The following is a 22,066-nucleotide window of genomic DNA, read 5'->3' as shown; positions in this document are numbered from 1 at the left end:
CGAGTGCTCATCTTATTGAGAATGACGAGTTGAAAAACCACGTTTCGCAAGTTCCAATTTTGCAATCATGCCTTTATGCACCTCATCTGGCCCATCTGCCAAACGTAATGCACGCGCTTGTGCAAAAAAACCTGTCAATGGCGTATCTCTAGATAGACCTGCACCGCCGTGAATTTGCATTGCCATATCGACAACTTTTTCCAAAACACTAGGTGCAACGACTTTAATTGCAGAGATTTCAGTGAGTGCAGCCATATTGCCCAGTTTATCCATTTTATATGCCGCATATAAGGTCAAAAGACGTGCTTGATCGATGGCAACACGTGCTTCCGCGACTCTTTCCAAATTACCACCAAGTTTCAAAATTTCCTTGCCGAATGCTTTTCTTTGCATTCCACGATCAATCATTAATTCCAATGATTTCTCAGCAGCCCCGATACAACGCATGCAATGATGAATACGTCCTGGACCAAGTCGCCCCTGTGCGATCTCAAACCCTTGACCTGCTCCACCAATAAAATGAGTGACTGGAACACGAACATTATTAAAGGTTACTTCTCCATGACCGTGTGGCGCATCATAATCACCAAATACAGGTAACATTCTTTCAATTTTCACGCCCTCAGTTTCAACTGGAACTAAAACCATTGAATGTTGTTGATGTCGACCTTTATTTGCGTCTGGTGTATGTGCCATAAATATAATCAGTTTTGCATTAGGATCGCCTAAGCCTGACGACCACCATTTGCGTCCATTTAAAACAATTTCGTCTCCCTCAATTACAGCAGTGGCTTGCATATTCGTTGCATCTGAAGAAGCAACTTCTGGTTCAGTCATGCAAAATACGGATCGAATTTTTCCGTCTAAAAGAGGTTTTAACCATTGCTCTTTTTGTTGTGCTGAGCCATAACGCCAAATTAACTCCATATTACCGCTATCTGGCGCATTACAATTGAAAACTGTAGGAGCCAATAAATTACGGCCAGTTAACTCAGCAATGTGTGCATATTCTTGAACTGTTAAACCTTGACCAAATTCTGGGTCTGGTAAAAAAAGATTCCACAGATTTTGTGATTTAGCTTTTTGTTTGAGTACTTCAAGTTCTGCTGGCCACATCCATGATGTCCAATCATCACTTGGATTTAATTGATGAACTTTATGCCAAAATTCTTGTTCTATAGGCTCTATTTCGTCTTGAATAAAGCGTTGTGCTAAATCGTAAAAGTGTTTAGCTTTTTCCGTTAATTCAAACATTAATCCCTCAAACTATATTCTCGTCACGCTTTACATCAACATAGCTTGAAATCTACTATGAATAAAATGATTTATTTAAATATTACTTTATGAATAGAATTCATCAGGAATCTGTGGACCTGAGCGCTTTTTCACACATTGATATCAATCTATATCCATTATTTATTGCGATATACGAACATCAAAGTATCAGCAAAGCCGCAAATTTGATGTGTATTACACAATCTGCAGCCAGTCATGCTTTACAGCGATTAAGACTACAATTGAAAGATGATCTTTTTATCCGAAGTGGTATAAAGATGGTTGCGACACCCTTTTCACATCAAATTTATCCACGAATAAAAGAAACATTAATCGCAATTCAGCATATCTCGACTCATCATATATCTTTTGATCCACTGACGATTCAATCTATTCGTATAGCAATTCATGATGAAATTGAGCCTTTAATTTTTCCGCAGTTAATTCGTCATTTTCGTGATTTAGGACTAGCGACACGGTTTCAAAGTATCAAGTTAGATCGAACTAACTGGGCAAAAGATTTATTGTCACAGCAACTTGATTTAGTGGTCGATCTTCAACAGAAAGTTGATGAGAAAATTTATTTTAACCCTTTAGTGAATGATCGCTTTGTCATATGTGGTTTGACAACCATCGAAAATTTAGAACAATACAAACATGCCCAACATATTGGTGTTTCATCAAGGCATTCTGGTGTGCTTATTGAAGATTTACATTTTAAAAAGTTGAATATTCAACGTGATATTTTTTTACGCTGTCAACACTATTCAACAGCACTACAAATTTTGAAGGAGTATCCTGACACATTGCTAACCTTACCTTTTAGTATTTTAAAAAATTTGAAATTACCTCAAGATTTAAAAATTTCTGAACTTCCTGTTGAATTTCCTTTAATGAAAATGGGAATTTATTGGAACTCACAATTAGCATCACATCAAAAGTTTGAATATTTAATTTCAGAAATTAATAAAATTTTTGCTTAGGCTATTTAGTTGAAAATCTGTGTGAACACCATCTGTTCAATATTGAATCAAACACTCACTTCGAGTTGATTTATCATATTAAGGCTTGTTTTCTCTTGTGTTTTCTATGTTTGATCAACTCCCTGCATCATGGCTTATTGGGCTAGGTGCGATTTTATGCTTATTACTTCTTATCATTTTTAGACAAGTAAGAATTTATCTTCTTCAAGTATTTAAACCTTTTAAAAAAGGAAAAACTTATTGGTGCCGTGTTACAGCGGTGAGTGATGGTGACACCCTCTCCTGCCATCGTTTGAATTTGAGACGTTCTAAAACTAAATTACGCTTTGCTTTTGTAGATGCGCCTGAATCTAATCAAAGTTATGGGCTTGAATCTCAACGTTTAGTTAAGAAAATGGTTCAAGGTAAAATTGTTCGTGTAAAAATCACGGATATAGATCGTTATGGACGTTGCGTAGGTGTGGTCTACCTCTATCGCAAGAATATGAATGAAGAATTAGTGAGGCGTGGTGGTGCGTGGGTTTACGAAGAATACATACGTGATCCAAAGCAATTAAAATATATGATCTCGCTGCAAGATAATGCAAAACGCAATAAACGTGGTCTATGGCGCGGGACCCGTCCTATTCGACCAAGTACTTTTAGAAAACAAAAAAACTAATATTTTCAATACCCTGATTATCAATAAGTTCATTACGCTTGATTTGTCTAATAATTGAGCGTAAATTCAAGCCAACAAACTAGTTAGCTTGGTTAACTATATGCAAAACTCTCCCAAATTCCGTGTCGTATTGCTGCGAAGTGCGCGACTCTTTAGTGACCGTTTAAATGATATCTTGGCTCAATACCAACTGAACTATTCAATGTGGCAGTTGATTTATCATATCTATGATCATGACTCCATCACTTCAATTGATTTGGCTCATGAACTCAATGTTTCGAAACCATCAATTGCAAAACGCATTAATACTTTACATAAATTAGATGTTATTCAGTTTTTAGAATCATCTGATAAACGCCAAAAATTAATTCAATTAACCGAAAAAGGTAGAGATCTTTATCAAATTTGTACAATTCAGATTGATCAATTTGAACAACAGTTTTTGAATCAAGTAAATCCTGAAGACATTGCTCAAAGTGCTGAGACACTTCAACTGTTTTTGTCTATTTTAGAGCGTTATAAAAGCTTAAATATTGTGGAGGAGTTATGAGTACTTCCTCAAATCAAGTTAATCAGCCTCTTTGGACACGTAACTTTATTTTGGTCAGTTTAATTAACTTTCTATTGGTACTGACTTTTTATCTTCTCGTCATTGTCATTGTGGGATTTTCGATAGCAGAACTTGGAGCGACGACGGCGCAGGCTGGTTTAGTATCAGGACTTTTTATTGTGGGTACACTGATTGGTCGTTTATTGGTGGCTAAGTTCCTCGTTAAATTCGGTTCTAAAGTCACCATGCTGGTCGGACTCACTGGATTTCTCATATTTTCAGGCTTTTATTTTCTCCATTTAGAGGTTGGAGCTTTATTAATCGTTCGATTCTTGCATGGCTTTATGATGGGGGTTGCCTCCACCGTATTTGGCACAATTATCGCTCAAATTATTCCAGCTACTCGTCGTGGTGAAGGTATAGGTTACTACAGTATGAGTAGTACTTTAGGAACTGCAATTGGACCATTTTTGGCAATCTGGCTAATGCTTCATGTCAGTTACAACATTATTTTTGCCCTATCTTCAATCCTTGCAGTTTTATGTTTAATTACAGCTTTATTTATTCAAGTTCCTCAATTGCAACAGGTTTCGTCTATACCTGATCAGGCCCATACTCAAAATAGTTTTCTATCTCAATATATTGAAAAGAGCGCCTTACCCATTGCTCTGATCATGTTGGTAAGCTCCCTCTTTTACTCTGGTGTTCTATCGTTTATTAATTTTTATGCCAAAGAAATTGATCTGGTTGAAGCAGCATCATTTTTCTTTCTCATTTATGCTTTGACGATTCTGCTCTCTCGTCCTATTACGGGACCACTGATGGATAAAAAAGGCGAAAATATAATTATGTATCCGGCCTTTCTCATTATGGCACTTGCATTCTTCTTGTTGAGCCAAGCTAACAGTTCGGGCCTTTTGTTGATTTGCGCAGGATTATTAGGTTTAGGCTACGGTAATATCCAGTCAATTTGCCAAACGATTGCAGTGAAAAGTACTAGTTTGGAACGAATGGGATTTGCAACCTCAACTTATTTTATCTTTTTAGATGCAGGTTTGGGATTCGGTCCTTATTTCTTAGGTTTAGCTTTAGATTTGATCAGTTACCAACAACTCTATTTATATAGTGCTATGGGTACTTTATTTTGCATTGTCTTATATTATGTATTACATGGGAATAAAGTTAGAAATATGAATATTGCTTAGGCTATTTATGGGTTTAAAAAAAAGCACTCCAATGAGTGCTTTTCCATATTTTATTTAAACATTTTAAAACGTGTGGCGTCGTCAATATAGCCTTTATCGAAAGCCTCTCCTTCTTTAGATCCAAATACCAATTGTGCGCGTAGTTTCCACGAAGCCGGTACAGCCCATTCAGATTGGACTTGATCATCTACAATCGGATTATAATGTTGAAGGTTTGCACCTAAACCTTCTGTATGTAAAGCTGTCCAAACCGCAAACTGTGCCATTGCTGTTGAATGTTCCGCCCAAATTGGGAAGTTTTCCGCATACGAAGGATATTTCTCTTGTAAGTCAGTGATTGTATCCATTTCTTCGAAAAATAATACAGTGCCTACGCCTGCAGCAAAGCTATCCATTTTTGCAGAAGTTTTTGCTGCACTCGCCTCGTCCTTCGCATATGACTTTAGCTTCTCTTTCACAAAGCCCCAAAACTTTTCATGTTCAGCGTTAAATAAAATCACCGCACGTGAAGATTGAGAGTTAAAAGATGATGGGCTTTGTTTAATCGCATTCTGAATAAGATCTGTTAAGTACTCAGGAGATTGTTCAACTGCTTTTCCTAAAGCATAAATCGTACGGCGTTTTTGAATTAAATCTAAAAATTGATTCGACATTTTCTGAAATCCTTTGGTATTTCCTCGGGGAAATACGATACTATGACCTTTAATTCTTTAGAAATACTTAACCAAACATTAAATATTCAACAAATCAAATATGTTGTAGTGTTACATTAAGCATTTATCAGACCAACATCTATCCATTTTGAACCCTAATTCGAAGATTTGATTTTATTCGTATTTTTTTTACCCAATAGTAAAAAGCCCTCCATGATAGAGGGCTTTTCTTGGCATATGTAAGCTTAAAATTTAGCCTCAAGAACCTGAGCCGATACTTGGTTTTTCCATAGGGAGCGTAAGGTTGGCAAATAGAATTTTTCACCTAACTCTACTAATTCAGCATCAATCGCCGTATGAACTTCATGCATGAACAAATAGTCTAAATCTACCGTACTGAGCTTAGGTTGTTCTTTAGAAAACTTTGCTCTTTTTTGTTGAGCAGTTTTTACTAGCTGATCTGCAAATTCACGATTTTTGAATTGTGTAATGGCATTTAGACGCAGTTCAATAACACCCCAACCTGTCAGTAGAAGTTTGAACGTTTCAAAATCTTTTGTTGTTGATTCCCACGTCATGTCTTCTAGATTTTCATCTTTAGGCAGAACAGGAAGTAGTAATTCCATGATACTTGGGAAGATTTTTTTAAAGTTAAGAATAAATTTAACAGGATGTTCACCTGGATAATCTTGAAATTGAACATTTTTTTGAACATCTGTTAAATATATATCGAGCATTGAAAATTTCCGTAGATTGGCTGTCTTAAGTCTAAGATAAGAACTTTGATACAACAGCAATTAAAAGCAATGTGTATTTTAACAATTGTGACGAGTTAATCAATCTCATAATAATTACATGACTATGTGATGAAGTTTTTACTTATTTTTTTAATGTTTTACAGTTATCGCATAATAAATCTTCCTCCGTTGAATATTTCGTTAATTTCTCTATTAATCTCATGATAGCTATCATTATTAGCCACCCTGAGCCCGTTAAAATTGTTAATGTAATGTTCCGAAGATTATTAAATTTATGTTTCTTTCTATTCTGAACTTCATCATCAATACCTTGCTTACAATTGATACATTCTGGTTCTTTGTTCTCTTCCCACCTTTTATGCAAAATTTCGAGTTGATTGTAAATTTTAGGACTATCAATCTCTCTTAAATATTCAATTACAGGTTGGAAGAGGTTGTAATTAGCTTTAAGTATTGATTTGAAACTACTTTTTATTAATTCTTCATCTAAGTTGTTATGTCTGATTCCAATTGCTACAAATTCCAAAAAATTTAATAAATATGTTACAGCCGATTTTTCCTCATCTTCCAATGAATTAAATTTTTCTCTAGTCAATTGCACTTTATCTTTCGACTCTACGTTTTGATCCTTCCCCAAATTCCTTCTTATTTTGGTTGCAATATCAACCTTAGCAATATACGCAGTAGAATTCCTACTATTCATCAATACTTGTACTGAATGACTTCTTATAGTGTTTATAATTTGCACCCTTGAAGTAAAAATCCAACCAAAAACGGCAGCTATAGCTGCTAAAACCGTAACTAATGCTGTCGTTTTAAACTGCCCATCTGTATTTTCTATATCAAAATTTAGAAATTTATAATCTTCAAAAAAACTTTTCCAAATTAATATTTCTACAAACGTGATACCTAATAAAATTAAGATGAGAAGGAGTTGATTACTACTTCTAATCTTAATAAAGAAATTATCTCTACGATAAATATAAAAATAAGCAATTACAGTGACATATGGAATAATCAAAAGATAAGTATAAAAGTAATTCAATTTTATTTTACTCAAAAATAAAGCACCCTAATGGATGCTTTATTACACAAATTTAAATGAGTCTCAACCTAATCCATAGCCTTCTTCAAGGATTAGACGAGCTTTATAATTATTCATGATTGTCTCCTTTATAAAAGCCTTAAGTGACGTATGAAAGGTCGTTATATAAATAGTATTCTGAAATGAATAATTGGTCAATATATTAAAGACAGTTGCTTGTCAATATATGTTATCAACATTCAAATCATAAAATTCACCAAATCAAAATCACTTCACATTAGGTGAAACCATATTCTCAGGTACAACGACTTCATCAAACTGCTCAGCTGTGACTAAATTCAGCTCTACAGCAACTTGTTTCAGAGTCTTTCCTTCCTTATAGGCAGTTTTCGCAACCTTAGCCGCATTTTCATAACCAATCACAGGATTCAATGCAGTAACTAACATCAACGAGTTATGCAAGAAATAATCGATCTTATCTTGGTTTGGCTCAATCCCCACAGCACAATGCTCATTAAAGCTATTACATGCATCACCTAGCAGTTGAATTGATTGCAGTAAATTATAAGCAATAACCGGCATAAAAACATTTAGTTCAAAATTACCTGAAGCACCAGCGATATTAATTGTCGTGTCATTACCCAAAACCTGCGCAACAACCATCGTCATAGCTTCACTTTGAGTAGGATTCACCTTACCTGGCATAATACTCGAACCTGGTTCATTTTCAGGAATACGAATCTCCCCAAAACCACAACGAGGACCACTCGCTAACCAACGAATATCATTGGCAATCTTATTTAAACTCGCAGCAAGTGTTTTCAGTGCGCCAGAAGCAAATACTGCAGCATCACGTCCTGCTAGTGCTTCAAACTTATTTGGTGCAGTCACAAAAGGTAAACCCGTAAGCTCAGCCAATTTTTTTGCTGCATTTATAGCATAATCAGGATGAGCATTTAGACCTGTACCGACAGCTGTACCACCTAATGGCAATTCATATAACCCTTCTAAAGCTTGCTCTAGACGCTTTAATCCATGATCGAGTTGGGATACGTAACCACTGAATTCCTGGCCTAAAGTTAACGGCGTTGCATCTTGTAAATGTGTACGCCCAATCTTAACGATATTTGAAAATTCTTGAGACTTCTGATGTAAAGTTTCACGTAAAGCTTGAACTGCTGGAATCAGTAACTCATTGATCTGTAAACTAGCAGCGACATGAATCGCTGTTGGAAATGAATCATTTGTAGATTGAGCTCGATTAACATGATCATTTGGATGAACGGGTTTCTGTGCTCCAAGCGGATTACCCAGCTTTTGATTCGCAATATTTGCAATGACTTCATTACAGTTCATATTACTTTGAGTACCAGAACCTGTTTGCCATACCACTAATGGAAATTGACTGTCCCATTGCCCCGTAATCACTTCTTCTGCAGCACCCACAATATAATTCGCCAATTCAGCAGGAATCTGATTTAACTCAGCATTAGTAAGTGCAGAAGCTTTTTTGACCAGCCCCATACCACGGATCATCGCACGAGGAAGTCGCTCACCACCAATTTTGAAATTTTGCAAACTGCGCTGGGTTTGAGCCCCCCACATCGCATCACTTGGTACTTCTACATCACCCATCGTGTCGTGTTCTATACGTGTTTGCATATCAGCCTCAAATATTTCGCTATTCCTTGGAAGAATCATGTTTGATTCGGATTCATCCACCGTTGATTTGATGCTAATCAAAAAACCCATAAATGTAAATGATTATCATTTTAATTATTAAAGGTGCTTTGATAGTATCGCCATTGATCTTCAATCATTTGTTCTAGTGATCGATGTGCTTTCCATTGCAATAATTCTAATGCTTTTAAACTATTCGAACCAATTTGATCTAATTCTTGGAAAACATAATCAGTTTCCTCAGTTCTAATTTTTGTTTCAGTCACTTTTTCTACAGTATTAATCAAGTTTTGAATTGAACTTGGCTGACCTGCGATATCAAATGCTTCGCACGTTGATCTTTGATTAAATAACCACTTTAAAGTTGCAATGACTGCCTCGCACACATCAATGACATGCACAAAACTTCGTTCAACCGTTTGGTCTTTTGTCTTGGCATTCTTTTGTAATTGAATGGAATCGCGCTGCATGGCTGCGATTTGTAACACCAAAGGCAAAATATTTTTAGGTAAAGGGGCAACCACTTCACCCAAAACTCCATGTTCAAAAGCACCAGCTACATTTGCTAGTCTCAGGATCGCAATACTCCATTCTTCGTCCGTTTTAGAGGTATCACGGATGATCTCTTCGATCATTTGCTGGGATTTAATATAAGGGTTTGGATTGGCAAAATTGAGAGGATGTTCTTCATTTAAATTCAAACTCGAAGTGCCATAAACCGCCATACTTGAAAGATGCAATAATGTTCGTACACCAGTTCGTTGCATTGCACGCATCAGACTCATAATGCAACTGACATTATCATTATAATATTCAAGCGGTTTTAAGCGAGACTCCTCTAAAGACTTAAATCCTGCAGTATGTATAACAGCACGGATTGAGTACTGCTCAAAAACTTTATTCAGAGCAGGCGTATTTCTAACATCTAGCTTTACAAAAGGTACATACATCCCAGAAATGTATTCAAGACGTTCAAGCGTTTGTAAATTCGCATTGGCAAGATTATCTACAATGACGACTTCTTGACCATGTGCCAATAAGCTTAAAACAACGTGTGAACCTATAAAGCCTAATCCACCTGTCACTAAAATCATTGTATACTACCTTTTTGTTTAAAAGCCTGAACAAGCTATTTTCAGTTTGATCACCCTATGCGAAGTTTTAAATGAGTACGTTATTACTAATTACCTCGGCACCTAGCTCAATCCATGCTTGGCATGCATTAGGACTCGCACAATCATTGCAAGCGAAAGGCGAAATTTTTCGAGTTTTCTTTTATCAAGACGGCGTTCAAGTTGCAAACAACTTACAGTGGTCGCCAGATGATCAAAGAAGTCTCACACAAGAGTGGCAAAAATTAAATATCAAACTTCCTGTTTGCGTAAGTGCTGCCCTAGCACGTGGAATCACTGATGCTGAAAATGCTCAACGCCATCACATTGAGTCCCATAATCTGGCTGAAGGTTTTCAGCTGGTAGGACTCGGTGAATTGGCAGATGCTGTCTCATCTTCAGCACGTCTAGTTCAATTCTAAATTATTCATTTTTCATTGATTGTTGCAATTGAAAGGTAAATTGTGTGAAATCTGTACTGGTTATATTAACCCAATCAAATCTCAACTCGCTACAAGTTCATGAGAGCCTTTCTGCAACCATGGTTTTAGCAACTTTTGGCGCTGAAGTAAAAGTTTTATTGCAAGGCGCAGCCTTAAGTTTACTCCGTTCCGAATTAAGCTTCGAACCCATTAAACATGCGTTTAAACTGGCTTCCAACCTCGTCGATAGCTTTGAGTTTTATGATCTAAGCCCTATTTTGGTTGAATCAAATCAACAAGATAATCCCTTTGTTCAACATACTACGCATGAAATTAAATTTATTGAATTTAATAAAGAGTTAATTCAAAGCTTTGACCATGTACTGTATTGGTAACTCATATGACCGATAAAACGCTTTATTTAATACAATCTCAATTTGCAAATACTGAACATTGTATTCAACAGGTTCAAAAAACACTGGATACCAATGATGCTTTAGTGCTTATGGGGGATGCGGTGTTGGCATTGTTTACACCATCTGTACTTACGATTCAAAACAAGGTCTACGTTTTAGATCGAGATGCTGAGTTATTACCTTCGCATCTATTGAACGGCGAGTATTTTCAAATTGAAGTGATTGATTACACCACTTTTGCAGATATCATTCTGGGCTTTACACGCTGTATTAGCCTTAAATAAAACAAATTTATTGACTTAGGTTTTACCATGACCACTGAATTATCCCTTGAACTCGATCAAGATGGTCATTTAGTTGACTATACCATTTGGAATGAAAATGTAGCGCAAGTACTCGCGAATACGCTCGAGCTTGAGCTAACAGCTTGGCATTTCGAAGTATTGCATGCGGTGCGTCAGTTCTACGCTCAATTTGGTCATTCTCCTGCAACTCGTCCCTTAATCAAATTTTTAATGAAACACGTCAGCGCTGACATTGATAATGCAGTATTGCAAGAAAAGTTTAAAACAGGCCTAGTTGCTCGCCATCTAAGTCGATTAGCCGGAATACCAAAGCCTGCCAATTGTCTGTAAACCAAAACTACTTTTTGATTTACATAGCATATCGAGTCAGTTCGTAGCTTTAAAAAATGAATTAATCAGTGAAATAGACATTAAAAAACCCGCTATGCAGCGGGTTTAGACATCACCTAGACTAATGATGGTTAAGATGTCGCGTGTCAATCAGGGAAATTGGAATACGTCAACTCAACGCAAAAAATTATAATAAAGTTCGAGTTATCAATTCAGTCCAAATTCATATCAATATCTGACAAATTTGCTAGTTTGCGCTACACCAATCATCAATTGTCATGCCCGATTGTTGAAAACTCGTAGATTGCTGATTTAAATAAAATTGCGCAATACGTTTCACTACATGTGCTTGTTCAACTTGAATAAACTCGTCTGCTAAACCAACAATGTTTAGATAGGCCTTTAACCTTCCACATAAAGCAAGTTGTTGCTCCATCGGTGTGGCTGTACTGTGTTCATCATCTAAAATCTGCTTGGTTTGTTCGATCAGCTGCATTTCATGATCCAGTTTTTGCTGATACACCATCTGTTGTGCATCAATCAAATCATTCGCTACAACCTGTTGTGATACAAAAAAACTTAAACCTACAAAAATCAACCTCACCCATAACATGCACATTAGATTCCTAAATCAGGCTCAGCTTTCCAAACATCCTCATAATCATCTCGATCAATCATAAAACGGAAACCTGTTTCCAATGCAAGAAATGGAATTGCGTCGGGTAAAATTTCTTCAAGCTCTTTCACCGTCATCGTCTCAAAAAAATCTTCGCCCTCGCCTAATTCACCACCATAAATAAACCATGCCACTTTCTCACCTGGTTCAGGCTTATTACGCAAACCGACGATTGGCTCTTGATCTAAAGTATGCTTAGCCACAGCAACAACATCATCTTCATTCACTTTGATGTAAGCAGAATCAAACTCCTCACAGACTAATTTTTGCTCTTCAATAAAATCTTGCAACATGGATGATTCCATTTTCATCATAAATTCAGACCTAATTTTAAGCATAGTGTCGTATAAGCACAATCAATCCGACGAAACAATCTGTTTTTACAATGTTTTTTTTGCTATCTTGATTTTGTTACATATTCAAGATTAAATGGGGGGAATTTCATATGAGCAGCAATTCAAATATTTCAGCAACAAATACCGCTTCTCTACATGGTGGTAAACGTGCCAATGCAGGTCGAAAATCACAGTTTTCAGAAAAAACAGTAGTAATGCGTGTTCCTGAATCAAAAGTGATTCAAATTAAAGAATGGTTAAAAATACGACCTGAAGATGATTTCAATCAACAAATTGAAATTTCACCGATCCAATTTAGAACACGTTTAAAAATCGCCTATCCTATTGAATCTGTGGCAGCAGGCTTCCCTTCCCCAGCACAAGATTATGTAGAAGGACATATTGATCTAAATGAATACTTGGTTCACAACGTAGCTTCTACTTTTATACTACGCGTAAATTCGTTATCAATGAAAAATGCAGGGATTGAAGTTGGTGATCAAATCTTGATTGACCGGAGTTTGAATGCAGAACATGGTGATATCGTCTTGGCGCTGATTAATAATGAATTCACAGTAAAACGATTAATGCTAGAAAAACAGAATGATGGAACGATCCTTTTATGGTTAAAAGCCGAGAATCCAGACTACCCTGACATCTATCCTCGTAGCGAAGAACAAATCATGGTCTGGGGTGTAGTGACTTGTATTTTAAAAAAACTGAAATAAATTGATCTAAGCAATTCACCCTACTCCTATGCAAAATATTTATCATCAAGAGATTTTTGCGCTCATTGATATTAATAACTGCTATGTCAGTTGTGAGCGTGTATTTAATCCAAGTTTAAATGGTCAACCGGTCGTTGTTTTAAGTAATAACGATGGTTGTGTCGTATCTCGTAGTGAGGAAGCGAAAGCTCTCAATATTGGCATGGCCGTGCCATGGTATGAAATTGAAAAAGATATGCTTAAAGCTGGTGTTAAAGTATTTTCAAGCAACTATGCCCTCTACGGCGATATGTCTAGTCGTTTTTTCACTATTTTAGAGCAACACTTTCATGCAGATTCAGATCTAGAGCCCTATTCAATTGATGAATGTTTTATTCGTCTAACACATTATCAAAGTCTTTTTGATTTAGAAAAATTTTGTCGGGAATTAATCGACCGTATTCAACAATGGATCGGTTTACCTTGTTGTATCGGGATTGGTTACAGTAAAACGCAAGCTAAACTCGCCAATCACTTTGCCAAAAAACGTTCTGGTTTTAACCGAGTTTGTTCTTTATTGGATTTGGATCCATGCAGTTTTGATCAATTACTTATAGAAACCTCAGTGTCGGAAATTTGGGGCGTAGGTCGAAAAATTAGTAAACAACTTGAAAGTTACGGTATTTATAATTGCTATGACTTAACTTTTGCCAATGAACACTATTTAATGAAGCAGTTTTCAGTGCTTATGGGGCGTACCATTCGTGAGCTAAAAGGTCAGTCCTGTATTTCACTAGAAGATCCTGATTTACCGTCTAAACGAATCTTAGCATCACGAAGTTTTGCATCAGCATTAAAGGATAAAGCATTAATCAAGCAAGCCATGATTTTTCATTTAAGTCGGGCTCATGAGCGTTTAACCAAGCAAGAACAATTATGCGCCTGTGTCCATGTGTCTCTTTATGAAAAAATTCCAGTAAAACCATTCAAGAAATCACATTCTCATGTAATTGGTTTGGAATATCCGACGGATGATTTATTACTCCTGACTCATGCAGCACAACAGCAAATTGATGTTTTATTTAAAGAAAATATACGTTATGTAAAAGTTTCCGTCATGTTTTCTGCTTTGAGTGCTAAAAAAACACATACACACGACCTTTGGCAGCCTCATGATTTAATCCAGCAGCGAGATTCGCTCATGACAACAATTGGCGCTATGAAAAACCGCTTTGGAAAGCATTGTATTCAAGTGGGCTATCATACCAATCAACAACAATGGAAAATGAAGCAATTGCACCACTCTCCACGCTATACCACCTCATGGTCAGAAATGCTGACTATTGATGACTCACATATGGCGGTTACACAAAACAAATGAATACTTTTGGTCAATTCGGTTTAAAATAGCAGACTCGAAGAATTAAAAGAAAAATGTAATTTTTTAACATTGCCAATTGACTGCAAAGTTCTCAAAATACAGCTCACTGACGACATTGTTTTTTTGCTATTTTTGAAACAAAATATAAATGAAAAGCTTAAAAACATGCCATAATATGCAAACTTTGCAGACATCTTGCAAGGTTATATTGCAACTTTCATATTGGAGCTGTCTTCATGAGTTCGACCATTTTGGTCATACATGGACCAAATTTAAACTTGCTAGGAAAGCGAGAACCTGAAGTTTACGGACATTTAACTTTAGACGATATCAATCATCAACTCATACAGCAAGCTCAAGAAAGTTCAATTCAACTTGAAACCTTCCAAAGCAATTGGGAAGGTGCCATTGTCGACCGAATTCATCAAGCCCAGATTGATGGTATAAAATTTATCATCATCAATCCTGCTGCACTGACCCACACCTCAGTAGCAGTACGTGATGCCCTATTAGGTGTTGCGATCCCATTTATTGAAGTTCATCTTTCAAATGTTCACGCACGTGAAGCATTTAGACACCACTCTTATCTCTCAGATAAAGCTGTCGGTGTCATTTGTGGACTAGGCGCACAGGGTTATTCATTTGCATTAACTCATGCCGTGCAAAAAATTCAAACTTCTACACCTCTTTAACCTTAGGAATACGAATTCATGGATATTCGCAAAATTAAAAAGCTCATCGACTTAATGATTGAATCGGATCTTCAATCTATTGAAGTAAAAGAAGGTGATCAATCCATTGCTTTAGCGCGTCGTAATCCTATCGTAGCCGCTGGTGTTGCACCAATACAATCTGCTGCGCCAGAAGCTCCAGTTGTGAAACCCGCTTCTCGTGGTGCTGTTGAAACCTCACCAATGGTTGGCGTGTTCTATGCTGCACCAAGTCCAGGCGAAGCACCATTTGTAAATGTAGGACAAACTGTTTCAGCAGGCGAAACGCTTGGAATTATTGAAGCAATGAAAATCATGAACCCAATTGAGGCAACTCAAAGTGGTGTGATTGAAGAAATTTTAGTTAAAAATGGTGATGTAATCCAATTCGGTCAACCTTTATTCCGCTACCGCGCGTAATCGTTGGGGGTTGGTATGTTGCAAAAAGTTCTCATTGCCAACCGAGGTGAAATTGCACTGCGTATTACACGTGCTTGCAAAACACTCGGTATTAAAACAGTCGGTATCTACTCGGATGCCGATAAAGACCTCATGCATTTACGCTTTGTTGATGAAGCCGTTTGTATTGGTCCTGGTGCAAGTAGCGAAAGTTATCTAAATATTCCTGCAATTATTACAGCAGCGGAAGTGACTGGTGCAGATGCAATTCATCCAGGTTATGGCTTTTTATCAGAAAATGCTGAATTTGCTGAGATTGTAGAAAGTTCTGGTTTTATCTTTATTGGTCCACGTCCTGAACATATTCGCCTTATGGGGAATAAAGTGTCAGCGATTATGGCGATGCGTAAAGCTGGTGTACCAACCGTTCCAGGTTCAGCTCATGCTGTAACACCAAACAATGCCTTGGCGGAAGCAAAAGAGATTGGCTTCCCACTTATCGTAAAAGCTGCTGCTGGTGGTGGCGGTCGCGGTATGCGAATTGTTGAACGTGTTGATACACTGTTGGAGTCTGTACAAGCAGCTCAACGTGATGCTGAAATGTGGTTCGGTGATGATACGGTTTACATGGAACGTTTCCTTCAAAAGCCACGCCATGTTGAAGTACAGGTGATTGGCGATGGTAATGGTCACGCCGTACATTTATATGATCGTGACTGTTCATTACAACGTCGTCATCAAAAAGTTCTTGAGGAAGCTCCTGCTCCGAACCTTCCAGAAGAAGCTCGTGCTGAAATTTTAGCAGCTTGCGTAAAAGCATGCGAATTAATGCAGTATCGTGGCGCAGGCACGTTCGAATTCTTATTTGAAGATGGTGAGTTCTTCTTTATTGAGATGAATACACGTGTTCAAGTAGAACATCCTGTGACAGAAATGGTAACGGGTGTCGATATTATTGAACAACAGCTTCGTGTAGCCGCTGGTCTTGGTTTAAATCTAGAACAAGATCAAATCAAAGTACACGGTCATGCAATTGAATGCCGTATTAATGCAGAAGATCCAACCACCTTCCTTCCATCACCAGGTAAAATCGAGCAATTCTACACACCTGGTGGTGCAGGCATCCGTTTAGATTCTCATATCTATCCAGGTTATAGCATTCCACCTTACTATGATTCGATGATTGCTAAATTAATCGCACATGGTAAAGATCGCGAAACCGCTTTGGCTCGTATGAAACAAGCCTTAGATGAAATGATCTTAACTGGAATCAAAACCAATATTCCGCTACACAAAGATCTCATCCTTGAAGATAAGAACTTTGCAGAACAGGCTATGGATATTCACTACTTAGAGAAACATTTGTTGAAACAGGTACAAGGACATAGCGAAGCTGAGTAATTACAGCTTTACAAGATGAATAAAAAAGCCTCTTTTTCAAGAGGCTTTTTTATTATTGAAGAATAGACTGCAAAGATTTTAGCTTAAGGCAATATACGATTAAGTTTTGCAAAACATTGTCCACCCTTTTCAGATGCACAGAAATTGATTTGATTCGGATTGTCCCATTTTACAAAATATTGAGACAAATCTCCTGCCTGATCTACTTGATTACCAGAGCAGTCTTTTTCGTTGTTCTCATAATTGACTTGCATGACCAAGGTAGGCAACAAGCCCGAAGAGCTGTCTTGAGATGGTTGATACTCAAATAAACCGACCGACCACTCTTTAGCACTATTCACGACCACCTCATTGTTACCACGGAAATTATAATACTCAACACATTTTTTATTATTTGGAATTTCCATTCCCCATAAACCTAAAATTTCTGGGCGCATGTTGATTCGAATATTATTTTCAGGCTGTTGTAAATCAGCACCTTTAGCTTGCGCTTGGACATTTTGATCGGCAGAAGAAAAAGACGTCATTAATAAAAGTAAAGGTGCAAAAAAAACTGTTTTTTTCATACAACATCTATAGGTCAACGTTTAGAACTAAATTAGCACATTTCAGCAAGAAAACTCATAGAATTAACGTGATAAGAACAATTTTATATAAGAAAATGAATTCCCTATTGATGAACTTTAAATCATCAGCAGTTTAATGCGATCTATTGATTTATTAGTCCAAAAATATATTCTTATCAGAATAATATTCATTCTATACCTCACAGAAAGCTTAAAAATATAAGATTTTATGCAAGGGAATATACGTTAAGTATGACCATATGGATACGAACAGAGCTGATTAAAAACAATGCACAATCTTTTTTGATTGTCATGCTCATCATTACACTTTGTGCTTTGGCTGGAATACTTGGTCGACCTCTCTCATTTCTTGCAATTTTCTGGCCTGCAAATGCCGTACTACTTGGTCTTTTTTTAAGATTTAGTTATCTCAATAATCTTGGTGGCTGGCTTGGGGCCTTTTCTGGGTATATGCTTGCAGACCTAGGTACTGGCAACACTTTACAACTTACTTGGTTGTTAACTCTTGCTAACTTGCTAAACCCATTAGTGACCTTATACCTACTGAACCGGTTAAAAATCAATTATCAAGAATTCAATAAAGGTCTTACATTTGTTTACTTATTTTTAATTAGTGCTTTTGGAGGGTGCCTAGCGAGCCCAACCTTTGCGATTTTAACCATCCCTTATGTTCCTAACAGCTTTATGGAACTCAGCCGTATTTGGGTTGATTTTGGCATGTGGTGGAGTGGTGAAATTCTTAACTTTGTCGCTTTTTTACCTATTGTTCTCGCATTACCAAACAAAACTACAGTTCAACAATATTTTGTAAATCAAAAAAATCAACGTTTAAGTTTGCCCCTTGTCTTACCCTTCATATTTGTCGTTGTATCTGTAATTCTAACTCACTTTTTTATTGGCCCTGGCGCCATCATGTTCCCGATCGGAGCACTCATCTGGGCAGCATTAACCTACAATTTATTGTTGGTTGCAATCATCAACTGCTTTGTATGTATGTTCTTATACAACAGCTTAAGTGCATATTATCTAACAGAATCTCCCGAAGCATTTATTTCGACAACACTGTCTGTTCGCATCGGTCTTTTCATGCTGGCTTTAGGCCCACTAACATTATCAATTATTAGTTTGAATCGCCAAAAGCTATATCACCAAATATTATATTTAGCGAACCATGATAGTTTAACAACGACTATGAATCGCCGATATTTTTATGAAGAAAGCGAAAAGACGATAGACTCAACTCATAGGGAGGCGAAATCCAATATTCACAGCGTGTCTATTCTACTACTCGATATTGACCACTTTAAAAAAATTAATGATCAACATGGACATGAAATAGGTGATATTGTTCTCAAAGACTTTAGCAATATCGTCAGATCTCAAATTAGATCAAATGATTTATTCGGTAGAGTTGGCGGTGAAGAATTTGCCATCTTAATTAAAGATAGTAACCTACCAGCCTGCATTAAAATCGCACAGCGTATATGCGACCGCGTGGCAGAAACACCGATTATGATCAGGCAAAATCAACATCTCAATATTAGTGTAAGCATAGGTTTAAGTTATCAACAACTTCCGTCTGGCACCCCATTCCAACAATTGATTAATCGTGCAGATGTTGCCCTTTATCAAGCGAAATCTGAAGGACGAAATAGATTATGCGTGGATCCGCAATTACTATTTACTCAAACATCATAAGTCACTATCTTGCTTCAGTGGGCTTGAGATTTGGTAAAGCGGATAAAAATATGAAACCAATCAACGTTGAAGCTCCTGCAATGATAAAAATATAGCTGCCAGAAATCAGCTCCCAATATTGTCCTGCCAATACGCTTCCAGATGCCACACCCAAGCCCCACATCGTACTATACAAAGCTTGAGCTCTACCCTGCTGCCCAGCAGAAAAGTGCTCAAAAATAATGCGCATCGCCAATAAGTGAAATAAACCGAAACTGAATGCATGCATTGTCTGGGAGAGAAATTGGAGAACAAAACTTTCAGGAAATAAACCAACAATCAAAAACCTAAGCCCAGTCATCCATAAACAGATCGCAACCAACTGACGCCATGTAAAACGATTTAAAAAAAATGATGCATAGGCAAACATCATGATTTCAGCAATAACACCTGTTGACCAAAGAAATCCTGTTGCTGTGGTACTAAATCCAGATGACTGTAAGTAATTGCTATAAAAACTATAGAATGGTGCTTGAGCAAACAACATAATGAACTCAATTAAGAAAATTGCTTTCACAACTGGTTGTTTTAAGACTGGAATAATGGATTCAAGTGTTTTTTGGGCTTTTGGTGCGCCCTTCGGTTCTTTTACTGTAAATGACCATAAGAACGCTAGAAATGAAATACTCAGTAATAAAATCGGGAGATACTGAATATCGATGATTTCAAGAATTAGACCAATAAAGAAAACACCAACAATAAACCCAATCGATCCCCATTTTCTCACTTTGCCATAAAGTTCATTTCGTTTTTCGCCTAACCAAAATAATGTAACGCCTTCAAATTGAGCAAGTATCGCATTTTGAAAAAAGCTGAAGATCAACATTAACAAGGCAATTGATTGAAAATTATTGGGTATAATAAAAATGAGGAACCATATACTCGCTTCCATCCATGTTGCGATTCGCACCAATAGCATTCTTTTACCCGTTTTATCCGCCACCCAACCCCAAATAAACGGCGCAAAAAAACGTGTCATGATTGCAATTGCACTAAGCCACCCAATCTCTAAAAAGCTAAATCCCTGATCTTGCAGATATAGACTCCAATACGGCATGAAGGTACCGACAATCGCATAGTAGAAAAAGTAGAATCCACCTAATTTTGTTTTAATTGGCAACGCTTGTATCATATTGCAATTACCAGTATTTTCAATAAGTTAATATCATTTAATAGTTGCATACATTTGTTACCACTTAGGTGTAATTGCACTTCATCAGTCTACAAATCAGTCTACAAATTTATTTTTTTGTAGACTCTTCATTTTTTGTAGACTGAAGATATTTACGTCTTAGAAAATAATTCTGTGATCATTTTCATGAGAATTAATTGTTAGTAAGTTACTAAAGAAATTTTATACTTTACCTATAAGGTTTCCTACCCAATTTTGCTATTTCTCTTTTTTGAGAATTCAGCGGATAGTATAACTTGCAAAGTATTGAAAAAATTTCAATCTATAGATTGAGTCGCACTAGACTGGGGTAATAGAGTTTGATGAGGAGATTATTGCTAAATTGCTAATGTAAAAATTTATGACAATGCATGAGTAAGAGTTTTTATAAATTACAAATATATTAATTTAAATATTATATTAATAATCGATTAATATCAGGCACTCATAATAAATATTTCTAAAACTATAAATCTTGATACATATTCAGGGTATCTATTAATAAATATAAGGCACATGCTGAGTTTGTCGATAATACTATTGACAATTCAAGGACAATCATTATGTCAAATTTCACAAAGTCAAGTGACTCTAAAACCCAGCAACAGAACCAGCAACAATCAAATCCTGTAGGCGATAATACGCAAAAAGCTCAGCAAGAAAAAAATAAGGAACAGCAATTAAATGCTGAGAATAGACAAACTAAAGATGCTCCGAAAGAGCATACTGAGGTTGAAGTTAAAAAATAACTTATAACTCAGAATTCTTAAATCATTTAAAAGGTTTAACTCCTTTTAGGTGATTAGGATAAATAATGAATATTGTTAAAGTTAAAGTCCATAAAATGTATGAAAACTTTCACAGAAATCCAGCTATTCAATATGTTGGGTTTTTTGATGATAATAATGTATTAATCAGCTTATACGATAACAATAATATTAAACTCATTAATAAAATCGGGACGTTGCAATGGGTAAGCATTGCTACCAATCAAGCTTACTTTGTTGAAATACCAGATCATATTAGTGCCGAGAATTAAACTCATGATGATTAAATACCCTCAAGTAATCCTCGTTTTTCACAAAGAGTCAAACCACAGTGATCGTAGATGTGCTTGGGCAAACTATAATTATCAAGGGAAACTAAATAACATTACGGATTTTTATGGCCAGAATTTATCTCTTTACGATGGCAATAAAGTTGTCATCGATGGTGATATTTGGGTTCTGGAAAGTCATCTACACAAGGTATATAGAGATAGAGGTCGCAAATGAAAAAAATTCTAAGTGCATTCGATTTAAAACGTAATTTATATTTCAGAAAATTAATGCTCGATGGTGATTACAAACAAAATGTATATGATTTAAAGCATAGGAATAATTATGATTTATATGTATATAAATTAATAGATAGTGAATCAGGCAGAAAACTGTACTTTAAAAATTTTATTATATTTAAATAAATTAGCCCTCATTTAGAGGGCTGATGGATTTTAATAAATGCTTTAACTTTAGCTCTACAATCTGCGTATTGCTCAGAAGTATCAACAATCCAAATTAATGCCTCA

General features: G+C 36.4%; 26 protein-coding genes. 16 read left to right on the top strand and 10 right to left on the bottom strand.

Annotated elements, in window-relative coordinates; all coding sequences use genetic code 11:
• Positions 1-12 precede the first annotated feature (12 nt).
• Positions 13-1,254, bottom strand: coding sequence for an acyl-CoA dehydrogenase family protein (locus tag AC1M9B_RS03695; protein ID WP_481608609.1), 1,242 nt, complete (start codon positions 1,252-1,254; stop codon positions 13-15).
• An 89-nt stretch (positions 1,255-1,343) separates the two neighbouring features.
• Between AC1M9B_RS03695 and AC1M9B_RS03690 the strand changes: the two genes are divergently transcribed.
• The 4 genes from AC1M9B_RS03690 (at position 1,344) to AC1M9B_RS03675 (ending at position 4,674) form a co-directional block, all read left to right on the top strand.
• Positions 1,344-2,258, top strand: a complete 915-nt coding sequence (locus AC1M9B_RS03690; protein ID WP_481588128.1) for a LysR family transcriptional regulator — start codon at positions 1,344-1,346, stop codon at positions 2,256-2,258.
• A 106-nt stretch (positions 2,259-2,364) separates the two neighbouring features.
• On the top strand, positions 2,365-2,919 hold the full coding sequence (locus AC1M9B_RS03685; RefSeq protein ID WP_481595280.1) for a thermonuclease family protein: 555 nt from the start codon (positions 2,365-2,367) through the stop codon (positions 2,917-2,919).
• Positions 2,920-3,019: 100 nt separating this feature from the next.
• Positions 3,020-3,469 (top strand): MarR family winged helix-turn-helix transcriptional regulator, encoded by a 450-nt coding sequence (locus tag AC1M9B_RS03680; RefSeq protein ID WP_179997997.1) that lies wholly within the window; start codon positions 3,020-3,022, stop codon positions 3,467-3,469.
• Complete coding sequence (locus tag AC1M9B_RS03675; RefSeq protein WP_481608608.1) at positions 3,466-4,674, top strand: MFS transporter; 1,209 nt, start codon at positions 3,466-3,468, stop codon at positions 4,672-4,674. The genes AC1M9B_RS03680 and AC1M9B_RS03675 overlap by 4 nt, the downstream gene beginning before the upstream one ends.
• A 50-nt stretch (positions 4,675-4,724) precedes the next feature.
• Here the strand turns inward: AC1M9B_RS03675 and AC1M9B_RS03670 are convergent, their stop codons facing one another.
• The 5 genes from AC1M9B_RS03670 to AC1M9B_RS03650 form a co-directional block, all read right to left on the bottom strand.
• The gene (locus AC1M9B_RS03670) at positions 4,725-5,327 is read right to left on the bottom strand and encodes a nitroreductase family protein (protein ID WP_481597086.1); all 603 of its coding nucleotides are present in this window, start codon (positions 5,325-5,327) and stop codon (positions 4,725-4,727) included.
• Positions 5,328-5,572: 245 nt separating this feature from the next.
• Positions 5,573-6,064, bottom strand: coding sequence for a hypothetical protein (locus AC1M9B_RS03665; protein ID WP_035267803.1), 492 nt, complete (start codon positions 6,062-6,064; stop codon positions 5,573-5,575).
• A 142-nt stretch (positions 6,065-6,206) separates the two neighbouring features.
• On the bottom strand, positions 6,207-7,145 hold the full coding sequence (locus AC1M9B_RS03660) for a DUF4760 domain-containing protein (protein WP_481597085.1): 939 nt from the start codon (positions 7,143-7,145) through the stop codon (positions 6,207-6,209).
• A gap of 252 nt (positions 7,146-7,397) precedes the next feature.
• On the bottom strand, positions 7,398-8,792 hold the full coding sequence (gene fumC / locus AC1M9B_RS03655) for a class II fumarate hydratase (protein WP_481597084.1): 1,395 nt from the start codon (positions 8,790-8,792) through the stop codon (positions 7,398-7,400).
• A gap of 110 nt (positions 8,793-8,902) precedes the next feature.
• The gene (locus AC1M9B_RS03650) at positions 8,903-9,904 is read right to left on the bottom strand and encodes an NAD-dependent epimerase/dehydratase family protein (RefSeq protein WP_481597083.1); all 1,002 of its coding nucleotides are present in this window, start codon (positions 9,902-9,904) and stop codon (positions 8,903-8,905) included.
• A gap of 71 nt (positions 9,905-9,975) precedes the next feature.
• On the opposite strand from AC1M9B_RS03650, the gene tusD reads away from it, so the two are divergent.
• Genes tusD through AC1M9B_RS03630 form a run of 4 tightly spaced genes read left to right on the top strand, consistent with a single transcriptional unit; the run spans position 9,976 to position 11,395 of the window.
• Complete coding sequence (tusD, locus tag AC1M9B_RS03645) at positions 9,976-10,344, top strand: sulfurtransferase complex subunit TusD (RefSeq protein ID WP_035267807.1); 369 nt, start codon at positions 9,976-9,978, stop codon at positions 10,342-10,344.
• 44 nt (positions 10,345-10,388) lie between these two features.
• Positions 10,389-10,739, top strand: a complete 351-nt coding sequence (locus AC1M9B_RS03640) for a hypothetical protein (protein WP_035267809.1) — start codon at positions 10,389-10,391, stop codon at positions 10,737-10,739.
• 5 nt (positions 10,740-10,744) lie between these two features.
• Complete coding sequence (locus AC1M9B_RS03635) at positions 10,745-11,044, top strand: DsrH/TusB family sulfur metabolism protein (RefSeq protein WP_035267811.1); 300 nt, start codon at positions 10,745-10,747, stop codon at positions 11,042-11,044.
• Between the two features lie 27 nt (positions 11,045-11,071).
• Positions 11,072-11,395 carry a TusE/DsrC/DsvC family sulfur relay protein gene (locus AC1M9B_RS03630; RefSeq protein ID WP_035267814.1) on the top strand — a complete coding sequence of 108 codons (324 nt, stop codon included), beginning with the start codon at positions 11,072-11,074 and terminating at the stop codon, positions 11,393-11,395.
• A gap of 247 nt (positions 11,396-11,642) precedes the next feature.
• Here AC1M9B_RS03630 and AC1M9B_RS03625 read toward each other — a convergent pair whose 3' ends face one another.
• Together AC1M9B_RS03625 and AC1M9B_RS03620 are read right to left on the bottom strand one after the other, a co-directional pair.
• A complete protein-coding gene (locus tag AC1M9B_RS03625; protein ID WP_481608607.1) occupies positions 11,643-12,014 on the bottom strand; it encodes a hypothetical protein in 372 nt (123 codons plus the stop codon).
• The gene (locus tag AC1M9B_RS03620) at positions 12,014-12,364 is read right to left on the bottom strand and encodes an immunity protein Imm33 domain-containing protein (protein WP_035267817.1); all 351 of its coding nucleotides are present in this window, start codon (positions 12,362-12,364) and stop codon (positions 12,014-12,016) included. The genes AC1M9B_RS03625 and AC1M9B_RS03620 overlap by 1 nt, the downstream gene beginning before the upstream one ends.
• A gap of 152 nt (positions 12,365-12,516) precedes the next feature.
• Here AC1M9B_RS03620 and AC1M9B_RS03615 point away from each other — a divergent pair, with 152 nt between their 5' ends.
• The 5 genes from AC1M9B_RS03615 to accC all read left to right on the top strand — a co-directional run bounded on the left by AC1M9B_RS03615 (position 12,517) and on the right by accC (position 17,004).
• Positions 12,517-13,134: a LexA family protein gene (locus AC1M9B_RS03615; RefSeq protein WP_257219868.1), complete on the top strand. Its 618-nt coding sequence runs from the start codon at positions 12,517-12,519 to the stop codon at positions 13,132-13,134.
• A 28-nt stretch (positions 13,135-13,162) separates the two neighbouring features.
• A complete protein-coding gene (locus tag AC1M9B_RS03610) occupies positions 13,163-14,494 on the top strand; it encodes a Y-family DNA polymerase (protein ID WP_481608606.1) in 1,332 nt (443 codons plus the stop codon).
• Between the two features lie 236 nt (positions 14,495-14,730).
• On the top strand, positions 14,731-15,186 hold the full coding sequence (gene aroQ, locus AC1M9B_RS03605) for a type II 3-dehydroquinate dehydratase (RefSeq protein WP_481608605.1): 456 nt from the start codon (positions 14,731-14,733) through the stop codon (positions 15,184-15,186).
• Positions 15,187-15,204: 18 nt separating this feature from the next.
• Positions 15,205-15,624, top strand: a complete 420-nt coding sequence (accB, locus tag AC1M9B_RS03600) for an acetyl-CoA carboxylase biotin carboxyl carrier protein (protein WP_035267829.1) — start codon at positions 15,205-15,207, stop codon at positions 15,622-15,624.
• A gap of 15 nt (positions 15,625-15,639) precedes the next feature.
• Positions 15,640-17,004, top strand: coding sequence for an acetyl-CoA carboxylase biotin carboxylase subunit (gene accC / locus AC1M9B_RS03595; RefSeq protein WP_035267832.1), 1,365 nt, complete (start codon positions 15,640-15,642; stop codon positions 17,002-17,004).
• An 83-nt stretch (positions 17,005-17,087) separates the two neighbouring features.
• On the opposite strand, the gene AC1M9B_RS03590 is transcribed toward accC, so the two are convergent.
• On the bottom strand, positions 17,088-17,570 hold the full coding sequence (locus AC1M9B_RS03590) for a hypothetical protein (protein ID WP_035270703.1): 483 nt from the start codon (positions 17,568-17,570) through the stop codon (positions 17,088-17,090).
• A gap of 252 nt (positions 17,571-17,822) precedes the next feature.
• Here AC1M9B_RS03590 and AC1M9B_RS03585 point away from each other — a divergent pair, with 252 nt between their 5' ends.
• The gene (locus AC1M9B_RS03585) at positions 17,823-19,289 is read left to right on the top strand and encodes a GGDEF domain-containing protein (RefSeq protein WP_481608604.1); all 1,467 of its coding nucleotides are present in this window, start codon (positions 17,823-17,825) and stop codon (positions 19,287-19,289) included.
• Between the two features lie 4 nt (positions 19,290-19,293).
• On the opposite strand, the gene AC1M9B_RS03580 is transcribed toward AC1M9B_RS03585, so the two are convergent.
• Positions 19,294-20,457 carry an MFS transporter gene (locus AC1M9B_RS03580; RefSeq protein WP_179998280.1) on the bottom strand — a complete coding sequence of 388 codons (1,164 nt, stop codon included), beginning with the start codon at positions 20,455-20,457 and terminating at the stop codon, positions 19,294-19,296.
• Positions 20,458-21,062: 605 nt separating this feature from the next.
• Here AC1M9B_RS03580 and AC1M9B_RS03575 point away from each other — a divergent pair.
• A complete protein-coding gene (locus AC1M9B_RS03575) occupies positions 21,063-21,248 on the top strand; it encodes a hypothetical protein (RefSeq protein ID WP_481588135.1) in 186 nt (61 codons plus the stop codon).
• A 65-nt stretch (positions 21,249-21,313) separates the two neighbouring features.
• Positions 21,314-21,538, top strand: a complete 225-nt coding sequence (locus tag AC1M9B_RS03570; RefSeq protein WP_481588136.1) for a hypothetical protein — start codon at positions 21,314-21,316, stop codon at positions 21,536-21,538.
• Positions 21,539-22,066: the final 528 nt, after the last annotated feature.

The organism is Acinetobacter sp. ANC_7513 (assembly GCF_056779915.1).
The sequence above is the reverse complement of the archived record's forward strand: the minus strand, read 5'-3'. Positions and strand labels throughout refer to the sequence as shown.

Coding starts and splice junctions, on each gene's coding strand:
- AC1M9B_RS03695 (WP_481608609.1), bottom strand. CDS start 1,254: ATGTTTGAATTAACGGAAAAAGCTAAACACTTTTACGATTTAGCACAA.
- AC1M9B_RS03690 (WP_481588128.1), top strand. CDS start 1,344: ATGAATAGAATTCATCAGGAATCTGTGGACCTGAGCGCTTTTTCACAC.
- AC1M9B_RS03685 (WP_481595280.1), top strand. CDS start 2,365: ATGTTTGATCAACTCCCTGCATCATGGCTTATTGGGCTAGGTGCGATT.
- AC1M9B_RS03680 (WP_179997997.1), top strand. CDS start 3,020: ATGCAAAACTCTCCCAAATTCCGTGTCGTATTGCTGCGAAGTGCGCGA.
- AC1M9B_RS03675 (WP_481608608.1), top strand. CDS start 3,466: ATGAGTACTTCCTCAAATCAAGTTAATCAGCCTCTTTGGACACGTAAC.
- AC1M9B_RS03670 (WP_481597086.1), bottom strand. CDS start 5,327: ATGTCGAATCAATTTTTAGATTTAATTCAAAAACGCCGTACGATTTAT.
- AC1M9B_RS03665 (WP_035267803.1), bottom strand. CDS start 6,064: ATGCTCGATATATATTTAACAGATGTTCAAAAAAATGTTCAATTTCAA.
- fumC (WP_481597084.1), bottom strand. CDS start 8,792: ATGCAAACACGTATAGAACACGACACGATGGGTGATGTAGAAGTACCA.
- AC1M9B_RS03650 (WP_481597083.1), bottom strand. CDS start 9,904: ATGATTTTAGTGACAGGTGGATTAGGCTTTATAGGTTCACACGTTGTT.
- tusD (WP_035267807.1), top strand. CDS start 9,976: ATGAGTACGTTATTACTAATTACCTCGGCACCTAGCTCAATCCATGCT.
- AC1M9B_RS03635 (WP_035267811.1), top strand. CDS start 10,745: ATGACCGATAAAACGCTTTATTTAATACAATCTCAATTTGCAAATACT.
- AC1M9B_RS03630 (WP_035267814.1), top strand. CDS start 11,072: ATGACCACTGAATTATCCCTTGAACTCGATCAAGATGGTCATTTAGTT.
- AC1M9B_RS03625 (WP_481608607.1), bottom strand. CDS start 12,014: ATGTGCATGTTATGGGTGAGGTTGATTTTTGTAGGTTTAAGTTTTTTT.
- AC1M9B_RS03620 (WP_035267817.1), bottom strand. CDS start 12,364: ATGTTGCAAGATTTTATTGAAGAGCAAAAATTAGTCTGTGAGGAGTTT.
- AC1M9B_RS03615 (WP_257219868.1), top strand. CDS start 12,517: ATGAGCAGCAATTCAAATATTTCAGCAACAAATACCGCTTCTCTACAT.
- AC1M9B_RS03610 (WP_481608606.1), top strand. CDS start 13,163: ATGCAAAATATTTATCATCAAGAGATTTTTGCGCTCATTGATATTAAT.
- aroQ (WP_481608605.1), top strand. CDS start 14,731: ATGAGTTCGACCATTTTGGTCATACATGGACCAAATTTAAACTTGCTA.
- accB (WP_035267829.1), top strand. CDS start 15,205: ATGGATATTCGCAAAATTAAAAAGCTCATCGACTTAATGATTGAATCG.
- accC (WP_035267832.1), top strand. CDS start 15,640: ATGTTGCAAAAAGTTCTCATTGCCAACCGAGGTGAAATTGCACTGCGT.
- AC1M9B_RS03590 (WP_035270703.1), bottom strand. CDS start 17,570: ATGAAAAAAACAGTTTTTTTTGCACCTTTACTTTTATTAATGACGTCT.
- AC1M9B_RS03585 (WP_481608604.1), top strand. CDS start 17,823: ATGACCATATGGATACGAACAGAGCTGATTAAAAACAATGCACAATCT.
- AC1M9B_RS03575 (WP_481588135.1), top strand. CDS start 21,063: ATGTCAAATTTCACAAAGTCAAGTGACTCTAAAACCCAGCAACAGAAC.
- AC1M9B_RS03570 (WP_481588136.1), top strand. CDS start 21,314: ATGAATATTGTTAAAGTTAAAGTCCATAAAATGTATGAAAACTTTCAC.